The following is a 17,379-nucleotide window of genomic DNA, read 5'->3' on the forward strand; positions in this document are numbered from 1 at the left end:
GGCGCGCCCGCGCCCGCCCCGGCCATCGGCCGGAAGACTTGGTTCCGGTGAAACTCGCGACGTCGAGTGATTCGGGGCATTCATGTCGGATACGTACACCGGTGGTTCCGAGGCCGTAGCGATCATCGGGTACGCGTGCAGGCTGCCCGGCGCACCCGGACCGGCACCGCTGTGGGACCTGCTCGTCGCGGGCGCTGACGCGATCACCGAAACCCCCGCCGACCGCGTGCGGGTGCCCGGAGTCCCGCGCGGCGGATTCATCGAGCACGTCGCCGACTTCGACGCCGCCTTCTTCGGCATCTCCCCCCGCGAGGCCGCCGCCACCGATCCCCAGCAGCGCCTCGCCCTCGAACTCGCCTGGGAGGCGCTGGAGGACGCCCGGCACATCCCGGCCGGCCTGAGCGGCAGCCGTACCGGAGTCTTCCTCGGCGCGATCTGGGACGACTACGCCACCCTTCTGCACCGCGAGGGCGACGCCGGCATCGACCGGTACTCCATGCCCGGCCTGCAGCGCGGTGTCATCGCCAACCGCGTGTCCTACACGCTCGGCGTGCACGGCCCCAGCCTCACCGTGGACGCCGGCCAGTCCTCCTCCCTGGTCTCGGTCCACCTCGCCTGCGAAAGCCTGGCGCGCGGCGAGTCCGACCTCGCCCTCGCCGGCGGTGTCAGCCTGATCCTGGCCCCCGACAGCACCGTTGCCGCGCTGCGCTTCGGCGGGCTCTCCCCGGACGGCCGCTGCTTCACCTTCGACGAACGCGCCAACGGTTTCGTACGCGGCGAGGGCGGCGCCGTCGTCGTCCTCAAGCCGCTGGCCCGGGCCCTCGCCGATGGCGACCGCATCCACGCGGTCATCCGCGGCAGTGCCGTCAACAACGACGGAGGCGGCCCCAGCCTCACCGCGCCGAGCGCCGCGGCCCAGGAGGCCGTCCTGCGCACCGCCCACGCCCGCGCGGGGATCGCCCCGGACGCGGTCGGCTACGTCGAACTGCACGGCACCGGCACCCCGGTCGGCGACCCCGTCGAAGCCGCGGCTCTCGGCGCCGCGCTCGGCGCGGCCCGCACCGCGCCGCTGCCCGTCGGCTCGGTGAAGACCAACATCGGGCACCTGGAGGGCGCCGCCGGCATCGCGGGCCTGCTGAAGGCCGTGCTCGCGGTCGAGCGGGGCGTCGTGCCGCCGAGCCTCAACTTCCGGTCCGCACCGGCCGGCATCCCCTTGGAGCGGCTGAACCTGCGGGTGCAGACCGAGACCGGCGCCCTGGGGGGCGAGGGCTTCGCCGGAGTCAGTTCGTTCGGCATGGGCGGCACCAACTGCCACCTGGTGCTGGGCCCGGCGCCCGCCCCGGCGGCCCGTCCGGCCGCCGCCTCCGCGGCCCCGGCCGCCGTTTCCGCGGCTCCGGCCGCCGTTTCCACGGCTCCGGCCGCCGACGGGAACGGGCTGCCCACGCCGGTCGTGGTCTCCGCCCACACCGCGCAGGCGCTGCGCGCCCAGGCCACCCGGCTGCGGGACGCGGTGGAGGAAGCCGACCTGGCCGTGGCGGACGTCGCGCACTCGCTGGCTACCACCCGCACCCGGTTCGCCCGTACCGCCGTGCTCCTCGCCGAGGACCGCGCGCAGCTGCTCGCACAGCTCGGCGCGGTGGCCGCGGGCCTGCCCGCGCCGGGCGTCAGCGAGGCCACCGCGCGCACCGGACGGCTGGCCATGCTCTTCTCCGGGCAGGGCTCCCAGTGGCCCGCCATGGCCGCCGGACTCCTCGACGTCGACGAGGTGTTCACCCGTACCATCCACGCCTGCGAGGAGGCGCTCGCACCGCACACGGACTTCTCACTGACGGACGTCCTGCGCGGCGCCGAGGGCGCCCCCACGCTGGAGCGCGTCGACGTGGTGCAGCCCGCGCTCTTCTCCGTGATGGTGGCCCTGGCCGAGACCTGGCGGTCGCTGGGCGTCCAGCCCGACGCCGTCGCCGGACACTCCCAGGGCGAGATCGCCGCGGCATGCGTGGCGGGCGCGCTGTCGCTCGAGGACGCGGCCGCGGTGGTCGCGCTGCGCAGCCGCGCCCTGCGTGCGCTGGCCGGGCAGGGCGGGATGCTGTCCGTGCAGGCCGGGGCGGCCCGGGTCCGGCCGTGGCTGGACGAGGCCTCCACGCTCTCGCTCGCCGCCGACAACGGGCCGGCAGCGGTCGTGGTGTCGGGCCCGGACGCCGCCCTCGACGACTTCGCGGCCCGGTGCGCGTCGCACGGTGTCGGGACCAGGCGGATACCGGTGGACTACGCCTCGCACTCGGCGCACGTCGAACGGATTCACGACGAGTTGATGACGGCACTGGCCGGCATCCGGCCCCGCACGTCCGACGTGCCGTTCCTGTCCACCGTCACCGGCGAGTGGACGGACACGGCCGGCCTGGACGCCGCGTACTGGTACCGGAACCTGCGCTCCACCGTCGAGTTCTCCGCTGCCGTCCGGCGACTGGCGGAGGAGGACTTCCGCTTCCTCGTCGAGGTCACCCCCCACCCGGTCCTGGTGCCCGCCGTGCGCGACACCCTGGCCGAACTGGACGTACCCGGTACCGCGGTCGTCGGCTCGCTGCGGCGCGGCGAGGGAACCCTGACCCGGCTGCTCGGCTCGGCCGCCGAACTGCTCGCCCACGGCCGCGACGTCCGCCTGCCCGCCCCTCCCGGCGAGGTCGTGGACCTGCCCACCTACGCCTTCCAGCGCGAACGCCACTGGCGGCCCGGCACGGCCGCCGCGCAGTGGAGCGGCTCCGGCGAGCCCGCTCGGAACTCCGCCGTACCGGACACCGCCGGCCCGCAGACCGCCATCGACCGGGACGACCCGCTGCGCGAGCAACTGCGCGCCGCCTCGCCGCAGTCCGCCCGCGGCACCGTGCTGGAACTGGTCCGGTCCCACGCCGCCGTGGTCGGAGGGTTCGCCGCGGCTGCGGACGTGAACCCGGAACTGACCTTCAAGGCCCTGGGGCTCGCCTCCCTGACCCTGGTCGAACTGCGGGACCGGCTCGCCGTCGCCACCGGTCTCACCCTGCCGCCCACCTACCTCTTCGACCGCCCCACCCCTGCCGCGGTCGCCCGTCACCTGTGCGACGTGCTGCGCGGTGAGGACACCGACGGCCCGCCGCGCGGCACGGTCCCCGCGGCGCACGTGGAGCCCGGCGAACCCGTCGCCATCGTCGCCATGGCCTGCCGCTTCCCCGGCGGCATCGACTCGCCCGCAGCGCTGTGGGACGTGCTGAGCGAGGGCCGCGAAGTGCTCGGCGATCTTCCCACCGACCGGGGCTGGCAGCCGTCCCTGGACGCACTGGACACCGAACTTCCCTCCTCCGGCGGGTTCCTGGACGACATCGCGGGCTTCGACGCGGACCTGTTCGGCGTCTCCCCGCGCGAAGCCCTGGCGATGGACCCCCAGCAGCGGCTGCTCCTGGAGACCTCCTGGGAGGCCCTGGAACGGCTCGGCACCGACCCGGCCGCCCTGCGCGGCAGCCGCACCGGCGTCTTCATCGGAGCCACCGCGCAGGACTACGGTCCGCGGATGCACGAACCCGCCGAGGGCTCCGAGGGCTACCTGCTGACCGGCTCGACCGCGAGCGTCGCCTCCGGCCGCATCGCCTACACCTTCGGGTTCGACGGCCCGGCGGTGACCGTGGACACCGCCTGCTCGTCCTCGCTGGTGGCGCTGCACCTGGCCGCGCAGGCGCTGCGCGCGGGGGAGTGCTCCACCGCTCTCGCGGGCGGCGTCACCCTGATGGCCACGCCCGGCGTCCTCGCCGAGTTCGCGCGGCAGGGCGGCCTTTCCCCCGACGGCCGCTGCAAGGCGTTCGGCGCGGCGGCCGACGGCACCGGCTGGTCCGAGGGCGCGGGCGTACTGGTCCTGCGCCGCCTGTCCGACGCCCTGGCCGACGGGCAGCGCGTCCTGGCCGTGGTACGAGGTTCCGCCGTCAACTCCGACGGTGCGTCCAACGGGCTCACCGCCCCCAACGGCCTGGCGCAGCAGCGGGTGATCCGGGCCGCGCTGGCGTCGGCGGGCCTTGAGCCCTCCGACGTGGACGTGGTCGAGGCGCACGGTACGGGTACGCGGCTGGGTGACCCGATCGAGGCCGGGGCGCTGCTGGCGACGTACGGGCAGGACCGCGACGAACCCCTGTACCTGGGGTCGGTGAAGTCCAACATCGGGCACACCCAGGCCGCCGCCGGTGTGGCCGGCGTCATCAAGGCGGTCATGGCGCTGCGGCACGGCGTGCTGCCCCGCACCCTGCACGCCGACGAACCGTCGCCGCACGTCGACTGGGAGTCGGGCGCGGTACGGCTGCTCACCGAGAACGTCACCCTGCCACCCGCGGACCGGCCGTACCGGGCCGCCGTGTCGTCGTTCGGGATCAGCGGCACCAACGCCCACGCGGTCATCGAGGCGGCACCCGAACCGGCCCCCAGGGAAGAGGAGGGACCGACACCCGGCCCGGCGCTTCCCGTGCTCCTCTCCGGGCGCGGCGACGCCGCGCTGCGCGCCCAGGCAGCCCGGCTGCGGACCTTCCTGGACGCCGAACCGACCGTACCGGTGGCCGCGATCGCGCGGTCGTCGGCCACGACCCGCTTCTCCCTGGACCGCCGCGCGGCCGTGTTCGCCGCCGACCGCGAGGAACTGGCGGACCGCCTCGACGCGCTGGCGGAGGGCCACGACGCGGCGGGCGTGCTCCGTGGCGTCGCGTCGTCCGGGCGTACGGGCTTCCTGTTCTCGGGTCAGGGTGCGCAGCGGGTGGGGATGGGGCGTGAGCTGTACGAGGCGTTCCCGGCGTTCGCGGACGCGTTCGACGCGGTGTGTGCGCGGGTGGACCTCGAACTGCCTTTGCGTGAGGTGGTGTTCGGTGAGGATGCGGAGCTTCTGGCCCGGACGGTGTACGCGCAGCCTGCGCTGTTCGCGGTCGAGGTGGCGTTGTTCCGGCTGGTGGAGTCCTGGGGTGTGACCCCGGACGTGCTGGTGGGTCATTCGATCGGTGAGCTGGCCGCCGCGCACTGCGCCGGGGTGCTGTCGCTGGACGACGCGTGTGTCCTGGTCTCGGCGCGTGGCCGGCTGATGGACGCGTTGCCGTCGGGCGGTGCGATGCTGGCCGTGGAGGTGGCCGAGGACGGGCTGGAGCTGCCCGAGGGCGTGGATCTGGCGGCCGTGAACGGGCCCATGTCGGTGACCGTTTCCGGTGACGCCGATGCGATCGCGGTGCTGGAGGAGCGGCTCCGGGCTGAGAACGTACGGGTGAAGCGGCTGGCCGTCTCGCACGCGTTCCACTCGCATCTGATGGAGCCGATGCAGGCCGAGTTCGCGACCGTCGCGGAATCGTTGACGTACAACCCCCCGACGATCTCCGTCGTCACCACGGCGCCCGGAGACCTGGCGACGCCGGACTACTGGGTCGGTCAGATCCGTGAGCCCGTCCGCTTCGCCGACGCGATCGCCTCCCTCGCCGATGTGCGGGTCTTCCTCGAACTCGGCCCCGACGGCACCCTCTCCGCCCTCGTCCCGCACATCGCCGAGGACGCCACCGCCGTGCCGCTGCTGCGCCGCGACCAGGGCGACGTCGGCTCCGTGCTCACCGCCGGAGCCGCGCTGTGGACCTGGGGCGTGGCGCCGGACTGGGCAGTCGTCGCCGGTCCCGGCCGCGCCCGCCCCGTGGAGCTGCCGTCCTACGCCTTCCAGCGCACCCGTTACTGGACGTCCCAGGCGCTCTCCACCACCGCGCTGGCAGGCGCCGGTCTGGCCGTGGCCGGGCACCCGTTGCTGGGGGCCGTGGTGCCGCTCGCGGGCGGCGGTGGTCAGGTCTGGACCGGTGTCATCGGTCTCGCCACCCACCCCTGGCTGGCCGACCACGTCATCCACGGCCGGATCGTGCTGCCCGGCACCGCCCTCGTCGATCTCGCCCTGCACGCGGGAAGCCGGACCGGACTGCCGGGGCTCGCCGAGCTGATCGTGAGCGAGCCCCTGGTCCTGCCCGAGCACGGCGGCACCCAGCTCCAGATGACGGTGGCAGGGCAGACCGTCGAGATCCACAGCCGCCCCGCCGGAGACACCGGGGCACCCTGGGCCACCCACGCCGTCGGCACCCTGGAGCCCGTCCGCCCGCCTCAGGCGGACCCCGGGCCCGGCGACACCTGGCCGCCCGCGGGCGCGGCCGTCTCACCGGAGTACGACACACTCGCGGCGTACGGACTCTCCTACGGCCCCGCCTTCCGGGGCCTGCGCGCAGCCTGGCGCGACGGCGACACCGTGCACGCGGAGGTCGAGCTGCCCGAAGGGCCGCAGGCCGCGCTGTACGACGCCGCGCTGCACGCGCTCGGTGCCACCGGCCTGCTCCGCGAGGACGGCACCGCCCTGCTGCCGTTCGCCTGGTCCGGTGTGACCCGGCACGCCGACGGCGCCACCGCGCTGCGCGTCACGCTGACCCGGCGCGGCCCCGACGAGTACGAGGTGCGCCTCGCAGACCCGGCGGGCGCGCCCGTGCTGACGGCGCGGTCGCTCGCTTTCCGGCCCGTGGCCGCCGACCGGTTGGCCGCCGCGTCCACGGGCGTGCTCTACGGCGTCGACTGGACCCCTGCCGGTGGCGGGGAGCGTGAGGCGCCGCTCGCGGCCGTGCCCGTGGGCACCACCGAGCTGCTCGACACGGTCGCCGCGGTGACCGGTCTCCGTGGCCTGGACGCCCTCGCGGAGGCGGAGGCCGTGTCCGGCACCGTGCTCGCCTGCGTGGGCGCCGGCGGCCCCGAGCCGCTCGCGACCGGCGCCGCCCTCGCGCGGCGCACGCACGACACGGTCACCGCCGTCCTCGGCCTGCTCCGCGACTGGGCGCACGACGAGCGTCTCGCCGACAGCCGGCTGGTCGTCGTCACCCGGAACGCCGTCGCCACGGGCGACGGCGAGACGGTCGACCCGGCCGCCGCCGCGGTCTGGGGCCTGGTGCGGTCCGCGCAGACCGAACACCCGGACCGATTCGGCCTGGTTGACCTGGACGGTACGGCCGCGTCGGCCTCCGCGCTCGCCGCGGGCCTGCCCGGCGACACCCCGCAGACGGCCTTCCGCTCCGGCACCCCACTGACCCCGCGCGCGGCCCGGCTGCGGGCCGGCGCCACCCCGCCGTGGGGCGCGCACGACACCGTTCTGATCACCGGCGGCACCGGGGCGCTCGGCGCCCGCGTCGCCCGCCACCTGGCCGCCGCACACGGGGTCACGGGACTGGTCCTGTTCAGCCGGCGGGGCCCCGAGGCGCCGGGAGCCACGGATCTGGCCGCCGAGCTGACCGCCCAGGGCGTCACCGTGGCCGTCGTCGCCGGCGACGCCGCCGACCGGCGCGACCTCGACCGGGTGCTCGCCGACCACCCCGTCACCTCCGTCGTCCACACCGCAGGCGTCCTCGACGACGGCCTGCTCACCTCGCTCACCCCCGAACGCGTCGCCGCCGTGCTGCGCCCCAAGGCCGAGGCGGCCGCACTCCTCGACGAGGCGACCCGCGATCTCGGCCTGACCTCCTTCGTGCTGTTCTCGTCCGTGGCCGCCTCCTTCGGCACCGCCGGCCAGGCGTCCTACGCCGCGGCCAACGCCTTCCTCGACGGCCTCGCCGCCCGCCGCCGTGCCGAGGGCCTGCCCGCCGTCGCCGTGGGCTGGGGGCTGTGGGGTGGGGCCGGGGGCATGGCCGACGGCCTCGGGGCGGCGGACCGCGCGCGGTTCACCGCGCTGGGCGGCGCGCTCGACCCGGACCAGGGTGTACAGCTGCTCGACGCGGCCACGACCGCCGGGCCCGCGCACGTCCTGGCCATGGCCGCCGAGCCCGCCCCCGACGGCTCCGCGCCGCCGCTGCTGCGGCACCTGGCGCGCCCCGTGCTCCGCTCGGCCGCCGCGGCGGACCCGGCCGCGGACGCCGACGGCCTCGCCGCGCTGCCGGAGCCCGAGCGGACGCGCGCCGTCGAGGAGTTGGTACGGACGACGGTCGCGGCCGTGCTGGGTCACTCCTCCGGTACGCGCGTGGACGCCGACCGGACGTTCAAGGACCTCGGGTTCGACTCCCTCACCGGCGTCGAGTTGCGCAACCGGCTGGCCGCCGCCACCGGGCTGAGGCTGGCCGCCACCCTCGTCTTCTCCCACCCCAGCCCCGCCGCGCTCACGGCCCACCTCCGCGACGAGCTGAGCGGAGCCGCGGCCGTCACCACCGCGCCGCGCCCCCGGCGTGCCGCCGCGACGGACGAGCCGATCGCCATCGTCGCGATGAGCTGCCGCTACCCGGGCGGGGTGGACAGCCCCGAGGAACTCTGGTGCATGGTCCGGGAGGGACGCGACGGCATCACCGGGTTCCCCACCGACCGCGGCTGGGACCTCGCCCGCCTCCACGACCCCGACCCCTCCCGCCCCGGCACCACCTACGCGCGGCACGGCGGCTTCCTGCACGACGCCGCCGCCTTCGACGCCGGGCTCTTCGGCGTCTCCCCGCGTGAGGCGCTGGCGATGGACCCGCAGCAGCGGCTGATGCTGGAGCTGTCCTGGGAGACCTTCGAGCGGGCCGGCATCGACCCGGCCGGTCTGCGCGGCAGTGACACCGGCGTCTTCGCCGGCGTCATGTACCACGACTACGCGGCGGCCGCCGAGACCCTCCCCGAGACCGAGGGCTACCGGGCCACCGGTGGCGCGGGCAGCGTGGTGTCCGGCCGGATCGCGTACACGTACGGGCTCGAGGGCCCGGCCGTCACCGTGGACACGGCGTGCTCCTCGTCCCTGGTCGCCCTGCACCTGGCCGCCCGGTCGCTGCGGGCCGGCGAGTGCTCGATGGCCCTCGTCGGGGGCGTCACCGTGATGTCCACACCCAGCGTCTTCGTGGACTTCAGCAAGCAGCGGGGGCTCGCGCCCGACGGCCGCTGCAAGTCCTTCTCGGCGGACGCGGACGGCACCGGCTGGTCCGAGGGCGCCGGTGTGCTGCTGGTGGAGCGGCTCTCCGACGCCCGTCGCAACGGGCACCAGGTGCTGGCCGTGGTGCGCGGCTCGGCCGTCAACCAGGACGGCGCGTCCAACGGCCTCACCGCGCCCCACGGCCCCTCCCAGGAGCGCGTCATCAAGGCGGCGCTCGCCGACGCGGGCCTGACCCCCGGCGACGTGGACATGGTGGAGGCGCACGGCACGGGCACCAAGCTCGGCGACCCGGTCGAGGCGGAGGCGCTGCTGGCGACCTACGGGCGGGACCGGAACCCCGAACAGCCCCTGTGGCTGGGGTCGTTGAAGTCCAACATCGGACACACCCAGGCGGCGGCAGGGGTCGGCGGCATCATCAAGACGGTCATGGCGCTGCGGCATGGTGTGCTGCCCCGCACCCTGCACGCGGGCGCGCCCTCGCCGCACGTGGACTGGTCGGCGGGTGCCGTCGAGCTGCTCACCGAGGAGCGGCCCTGGCCGACGACCGGGCGACCCCGGCGCGCGGCGGTCTCGTCGTTCGGGATCAGCGGCACCAACGCGCACACCATGATCGAGCAGGCACCGGACGAGCCCGCGGGCCATCCGCTGTCCCAGGCGCCGGACACGCTCGTGCCCTGGGTGCTCAGCGGAGCCTCGCCGGAGGGGCTGCGCGCCCAGGCGGCCCGGCTGCGCGCCACGGCCGCGGCCGAGAAGCCGGCCGATGTCGGGCTCTCGCTGGTGACCCGGCGTACGGCGCTGGAGCACCGGGCGGTCGTCCTGGGGACGGGAAGCGACGAGCTCCTGCGTGAACTCGACGCGCTCGCGGTGGGGCGCGGAAACGCGCCGAGCGGCGTCGCGTCGTCCGGGCGTACGGGCTTCCTGTTCTCGGGTCAGGGTGCGCAGCGGGTGGGGATGGGGCGTGAGCTGTACGAGGCGTTCCCGGTGTTCGCGGACGCGTTCGACGCGGTGTGTGCGCGGGTGGACCTGGAACGGCCTTTGCGTGAGGTGGTGTTCGGGGAGGATGCGGAGCTGCTGGCCCGGACGGTGTACGCGCAGCCTGCGCTGTTCGCGGTCGAGGTGGCGTTGTTCCGGCTGGTGGAGTCCTGGGGTGTCACTCCGGATGTGCTGATCGGTCATTCGATCGGTGAGCTGGCTGCCGCACACTGCGCCGGGGTGCTGTCCCTGGACGACGCGTGTGTCCTGGTCTCGGCGCGCGGTCGGCTGATGGGCGCGTTGCCGTCGGGCGGTGCGATGCTGGCTGTCGAGGCGGCCGAGGGTGAGCTTGAGCTGCCCGAGGGCGTGGATCTGGCGGCCGTGAACGGCCCCACCTCCCTGACGGTCTCGGGCGACGCCGACGCGATCGGCGCGCTGGAGGAGCGGCTGCGCTCCGAGGGCGTACGGGTGAAGCGGCTCACCGTCTCGCACGCGTTCCACTCGCATCTGATGGAGCCGATGCTCGACGAGTTCGCGACCGTCGCGAAGTCGCTGACGTACCACGCCCCGACCGTCCCGGTCGTCACCACGGCACCCGGCGACATGACGACGCCGGACTACTGGGTCGGCCAGATCCGCGAGCCCGTCCGCTTCGCCGACGCGGTGTCCTCGCTCGCCGATGTGCGGGCCTTCCTCGAACTCGGCCCGGACGGCACCCTGTCCGCCCTCGTCCCGCACGTCGTCGAGGACGCCACCGCCGTCCCCGCCCTGCGCTCCGCGCAGGGCGAGCACGCCACGCTGCTGCGAGCTGTCGCCGCGCTGTACGTACACGGCACCGACGTCGCCTGGGGAACGTACTTCGCGCCGCTCGGGGGCCGTCCCGTCGAGCTGCCGACGTACGCCTTCCAGCGCGAGCGCTACTGGCCCGACGCCGTGGCCGACGCCGGCATCACGGCCGCCCGCGACCAGGCCGAGGCCGGCTTCTGGACGGCCGTCGCCGGGCGGGACGTCGAGCGGCTCGCCGACACTCTGGGTCTGCCCGACGACGACGCGCGGCGCGGCCTCGCCGGACTGATGCCGCACCTCTCGTCCTGGCACGACCGCCGGCGCACCGACGCGACCGTCGGTTCCTGGTACCACCGGACCGTGTGGCGGCCCGTCGCCGCGGCGCCCGCCGTACTCGACGGCGTCTGGCTCGTCGTCGGCCCGGACAGCCCGGACAGCCCGGACAGCACGGACAGCACGGACAGCACGCACCGCGCAGACAACTCCGACAGCGCGGGCGCGCAGATCGCCGACGCGCTGCGGCGCGGCGGAGCCACCGTCCTAGGCCTGCCGCACCCCGGCGTCGACCGGGCCGCGCTCGCCGAGCGGCTGCGCTCGTACGGAGAACTGGCGGGCGTCGTCTCGCTGCTGGGAACGGACACGACGGCCCTGCACGGGGGCGCCGCCCTCAGCAGCGGGCTCGCCGCCACGCTCCTGCTCACCCAGGCCTGCGCCGACGCCGACGTCCGGCTGTGGGCCCTCACCCGGGGAGCGGTCTCGACCGGCCGCGCCGACGGGCCGCCCGACCCCGCCCAGGCCCAGATCTGGGGCTTCGGCCGGGTCGCCGCCCTGGAACTGCCCCACGTCTGGGGCGGGCTGCTCGACCTGCCCGAGACCCTGGACGTCCGCGCCGGGAACCGGCTGTGCGCCGTACTCGCCACCGGCAGGGCGCGCGACGGGGACGGCGACGTGGAGGACCAGGTGGCGGTCCGGGCGGACGGCGTCTACGCCCGCCGTCTCGTCGCCGCCGCGCCGCCGGCCCTCGCCGTGGCCCCCGGGCCCCGCACCGATGGCACCGTGCTGGTCACCGGAGGCACCGGCGCGCTCGGCGCCCAGGTGGCCCGTCTGCTCGCCGCGCGGGGCCACACCCGGCTGCTGCTCGTCGGCAGGCGGGGACCCGAGGCGCCCGGAGCCGCCGAGCTGGTCGCCGAACTGGCGGCAGCGGGCACCACCGCGACGGCCGTGGCGTGCGACATCGCCGACCGCGACGCGCTCACCGCGCTGCTCGCCGGCATACCGGAGCAGCACCCGCTCACCGCCGTCGTCCACGCCGCCGGCGTGCTGGACGACGGGGTCCTCGACGGCCTGACCCCGGACCGCTTCGAGCAGGTGCTCCGGTCCAAGACGCTGGCCGCCGAGAACCTCGACGCCCTCTCGCGTGACCTGCCGCTCGACGCGTTCGTCCTCTTCTCGTCCTTCACCGGTGCCGTCGGCACGGCGGGCCAAGCCAACTACGCCGCCGCCAACGCACATCTCGACGCACTCGCCGAGCGCCGCCGTGCCCAGGGACTGCCCGCCACCTCGATCGGCTGGGGGCCGTGGGCCGAGACCGGCATGGCCGAGGACGAGGCCCTCACCCAGCGGCTGCGCCGCTCCGGACTCACCCCCCTGTCCCCGGACCTCGCCGTCACCGTCCTCGGCCGGACGCTCGACGGCACGGACACGGACGCCGACGGGGCGGCCGCCGCGGCCGTCGTCGTCGCGGACGTCGACTGGGAGCGGTTCGCTTCCGGGTTCACCGCGGCGCGCCCGAGCCGGCTGCTCCGCGAACTCGTCCCCGCCGGCCCGCCGGACGGCGCCGAGGACCCGAACGGAGCCACCGGTCTTGCCGCACGCCTCGCCGCCGCCGGTGAGGGCGAGCGGCGCCGGATCACCGAGGACCTGGTGCGTACGCTGGCCGCCTTCGTGCTCGGCCACGGCACGGCGGCCACCGTCGCGCCCGACAAGGCGTTCCGTGACCTGGGCTTCGATTCGCTCACCGCCGTCGAACTCCGCAACGCCCTGCGGGCCGCCACCGGCCTTCTGCTCCCGGCGGGCCTGATCTTCGACCACCCGACACCGGCCGCCCTCGCCGCCCGGCTGCGCGCCGAACTGACCGGCGCGGCCGAGGCCGCCGCCCCGGCCGCCTCCCACGTTCCCTCCGCGTCCGCGGCGTCCGCCGCGTCCGACGACCCGATAGCCATCGTCGCGATGGGCTGCCGGTTCCCCGGCGCGGCCACCCCGGAGGAGTACTGGGGCCTGCTGGCCGAGGGACTCGACCTGGTGGGCGACATCCCCGCGGACCGCGGATGGGACCTGCGCGACGCCCCCGACTTCGCCCGCCGCGGCGCCTTCCTGCCCGACGCCGCCGGCTTCGACGCGGACCTGTTCGGCGTCTCCCCGCGCGAGGCGCTGGCCATGGACCCGCAGCAGCGGCTGATGCTGGAGACCTCCTGGGAGACCTTCGAACGGGCCGGGCTGGACCCCGCCTCCCTCAAGGGCCGGCGTATCGGCGTCTTCGCGGGCACCAACGGACAGGACTACGCCGGTCTGTTCCCGGCCGTCGGGTCGGGCCTGGAGGGCCACGTGGCCACCGGCAGCGCGGCCAGCGTGCTGTCCGGCCGGATCTCCTACACGTACGGGCTCGAGGGCCCGGCGATCACCGTGGACACGGCATGCTCGTCGTCGCTGGTCGCCCTGCACCTGGCGGCGCAGTCGCTGCGGTCGGGGGAGTGCTCGATGGCGCTCGCGGGCGGCGTCACGGTCATGGCGGGGCCCATCGCCTTCCTCGAGTTCGCCCACCAGCGCGGCCTGGCGGCCGACGGGCGCTGCAAGGCGTTCGCCGCCTCCGCCGACGGCACCGGCTGGGGTGAGGGCGTCGGCCTCGTGCTGCTGGAGCGGCTCTCGGACGCACGGGCCAACGGCCGCCGCGTGCTCGGGATACTGCGGGGCAGCGCGGTCAACCAGGACGGCGCGTCCAACGGCCTCACCGCCCCCAACGGCCCCGCGCAGCAGCGGGTGATCCGCGCCGCGCTGGCCTCGGCCAGACTGTGGCCGTCGGACGTGGACGCGGTCGAGGCGCACGGTACGGGCACCAAGCTCGGCGACCCGATCGAGGCGGAGGCGCTGCTCGCCACGTACGGCAAGGACCGCACGGAACCCCTCCACCTGGGCTCGGTGAAGTCCAACATCGGGCACACCCAGGCGGCGGCGGGCATCGCCGGCGTCATCAAGATGCTGCTGGCGATGCACCATGGCGTGCTGCCCCGCACGCTGCACGCCGACGAGCCGTCACCGGCGGTCGACTGGAACACGGGCGGCCTGCGCCTGCTCACCGAGGCGACCCCGTGGACGGCACGGGCCGGCCGGCCGCGTCGGGCGGCCGTCTCCTCCTTCGGGATCAGTGGTACGAACGCCCACGTCGTCCTGGAGCAGGCCGATGTCGCCGTACTGTCGGCGCCCTCCCAGCATTCCGTGCTTCCCTGGGCCTTCTCGGCCCACTCCGACGCGGCACTGCGCGCACGGGCGGAGACGCTGAGGACGCTGTGCGACACCCCCGGCGTCCCCGCCGTTGCGGCGGGCCGTGCGCTCGCCACGACGAGCGTCGGGCAGGCACATCGCGCGGTCGTGCTCGCCGAGGACATCGCCGGCTATTCCGCCGGCCTGACGGCACTGACGGCCGACGAGCCGGCCGCCGGGACCATCCGCGGAACGGTGCGCGAGGGCCGAACCGGGTTCCTGTTCTCGGGTCAGGGTGCGCAGCGGGTGGGGATGGGGCGTGAGCTGTACGAGGCGTTCCCGGTGTTCGCGGACGCGTTCGACGCGGTGTGTGCGCGGGTGGATCTCGAACGGCCTTTGCGTGAGGTGGTGTTCGGGGAGGATGCGGAGCTTCTGGCCCGGACGGTGTATGCGCAGCCTGCGCTGTTCGCGGTCGAGGTGGCGTTGTTCCGGCTGGTGGAGTCCTGGGGTGTGACCCCGGACGTGCTGGTGGGTCATTCGATCGGTGAGCTGGCCGCCGCGCACTGCGCCGGGGTGCTGTCCCTGGACGACGCGTGTGCTCTCGTCTCGGCGCGTGGCCGGCTGATGGACGCGTTGCCGTCGGGCGGTGCGATGCTGGCCGTGGAGGCGGCCGAGGACGGGCTGGAGCTGCCCGACGGGGTGGACCTGGCGGCCGTGAACGGTCCCGCCTCCCTGACCGTTTCCGGTGACGCCGACGCGGTCACACACCTGGAGGGACGGCTCCGGGCACAGGGCGTACGGGTCAAGCGGCTCACTGTCTCCCACGCGTTCCACTCGCATCTGATGGAGCCGATGCTCGACGAGTTCGCGACCGTCGCGAAGTCGTTGACGTACCACCCTCCGACCGTCCCGGTCGTCACCACGGCGCCCGGCGACATGGCGACGCCGGACTACTGGGTCGGCCAGATCCGCGAGCCCGTCCGCTTCGCCGACGCGATCGCCTCCCTTGCCACCGAGCACACCCGCTTCCTCGAACTCGGCCCCGACGGCACCCTGAGCGCGCTCGTCCCCGCTGCGGTACCCGTGATGCGCCGCAACCGTCCGGAGACGGAGTCCCTGTTCGCCGCCCTGGCCCGGCTGTGGGTCGAGGGCACGGCGGTGGACCTGGCTGCCGCGTTCCCCGACGCACCGCCCGTCACCCTGCCGCCCTACCCCTTCCAGCACACCCGCTTCTGGCCCCAGGCCGCCCCAGCTGCCCACCGTGCCTCTTCCAGCGAGGGACGGTACGAGGTGACCTGGGTGCCAGTGGCCGAAGGAGCCGCCCGGCCCGCCGGTACGTGGCTCCTGGTCACGCCGCCCGGCGGGGACGACCGCGCGGACACGGAGGCCGACAAGGCGGGCCGTGCGCTGCACCGTGCCGGCGCCCGTGTCGTCGTCGTCCCCGGCGGCACCGACCGTGCCGCCCTCGCGGCCCGGCTGCGCGCCGCGACGGAGGAGACCACGCCGGCCGGTGTGCTGGCCCTGCCGCCCGGCGCGGCCGGCCTGCCCTCCGTGGTGACCCTCGTACAGGCCCTCGACGACGCCGGTGTGCCGGGTCCGCTGTGGTGCGCCACCCAGGGCGCGGTCCAGGTCTCCACGGACGACCCCGGGCCCAACCCGGACCAGGCGGCCCTCTGGGGCTTCGGCAGGGTCGCGGCCCTGGAGATGCCCCGCACCTGGGGCGGGCTGGTCGACCTGCCCGCCGAGTGGGACGACCGGACCGGTGTACGGCTGGCCGCGCTGCTCGGCGCGGACGGGTCCGAGGACCAGGTCGCGATCCGTCGTACCGGCGTGCTCGGCAGGCGTCTCGTCGAGGGCGCCCTCTCCCGATGGGACCGTACGGCCGACGCGTGGCGGCCGACCGGCACGGTGCTGGTCACCGGCGGCACCGGCGCGCTCGGCGCGCACACCGCCCGCCGGCTCGCCCGGCAGGGCGCCCCGCACCTGCTGCTCGTCGGACGCCGGGGACCGGACGCGCCCGGAGCCGGCGAACTGGCCACCGAACTGACCGCGCTCGGCAGCCGCGTCACCCTCGCCGCCTGCGATCTCGCCGACCGCGCCGCGCTCGCGGAACTGCTCGCGGGCATCCCGGAGGAACTGCCACTCACCGGCGTCGTACACGCGGCCGGGACGGTGGTCGACGGCGTGATCAGCTCACTCGGCGCCGACGGGGTCGCGGACCTCCTGCACACCCGCCTGGCGGCCGTCCGTCACCTCGACGAGCTGACCGCCGGTCACCGACTCGACCGGTTCGTGCTGTTCACCTCCTTCGCCGGTGTCGTCGGCAACCTCGGGCAGGCCGCCTACGCCGCGTGCAACGCCGCGCTGGACGCCTTCGCCCAGCGGCGCCGCGCGGCCGGGCGCACCACCACGGCCCTCGCGTGGGGCCCGTGGGCCGGCGCGGGCGTCGGGGCGGGCACGGCGGCGAGCGAGCAGCAGCAGCGCACCGGAGTGACACCGCTGCCGCCGGACCAGGCCCTCCTGGCGTTCGACGAGGCCCTGGCCGAGGACCGGACGACGGTCTGTGTGGCCCGTATCGACTGGAGCCGCTTCGGCCCGGTGCTGGAGGCCGGGCGCGGCGGACGGCTGCTCGACCTGCTGCCCGCCGCACCGCGGCCCGCACCGCCCGTCCCCGACGGGCAGGGGCAGGGGGCGGACCTGGCCGAACGGCTCGCCCGGGCGCCGCGGGCGGAACAGGAGCGCATCCTGCTCGACCTGGTCGTCTCCCGGACCGCCGCCGCACTCGGCCACCGCACCCCGGCCGCCATCGACCCGGACCGGCAGTTCCGCGACCTGGGCACCGACTCGGTGATGGCCGTCGAGCTGCGCAACATGCTCGACGCCGCCACCGGACTGTCCCTGCCCGCGACCCTGGCGTTCGACCACCCGACCCCCGCCGCTCTCGCCGCGTACCTGCGCGGGCACCTCGTGGGCGGGCCGGAACCGGCCACCGACGCGGTGGGTTCGCAGAGCGCGGTCGCCCGGCTGGAGAAGTTCGAGGCCGGGCTCCTCGAGACCCCACCCGACGCCGGGGAGACGGCGGTTCTGCTCGCCCGGCTGCGCGACCTCGCCGACCGGCTCCGTACCGCGACCGCCGCACCCCCCGCCCATTCCGGGCCCACGGTCGGCGACGGCGAGATCGATCTGGAGTCGGCGAGCGCGTCCGACCTCTTCGACCTGATCCACAAAGAATTCGGCAAGTCCTGATGACACGTACG

1 protein-coding gene is annotated in these 17,379 nt (G+C 75.5%); it reads left to right on the top strand.

What is annotated here, in order from left to right; genetic code table 11:
* Positions 1-82: 82 nt before the first annotated feature.
* Positions 83-17,368 (top strand): type I polyketide synthase, encoded by a 17,286-nt coding sequence (locus tag K1J60_RS44960; protein ID WP_220652063.1) that lies wholly within the window; start codon positions 83-85, stop codon positions 17,366-17,368.
* The last annotated feature ends 11 nt before the right edge of the window (positions 17,369-17,379 follow it).

The sequence above is a fragment of the Streptomyces akebiae genome (assembly GCF_019599145.1).
GTDB lineage: Bacteria > Actinomycetota > Actinomycetes > Streptomycetales > Streptomycetaceae > Streptomyces > Streptomyces akebiae.

Coding starts and splice junctions, on each gene's coding strand:
- K1J60_RS44960 (WP_220652063.1), top strand. CDS start 83: ATGTCGGATACGTACACCGGTGGTTCCGAGGCCGTAGCGATCATCGGG.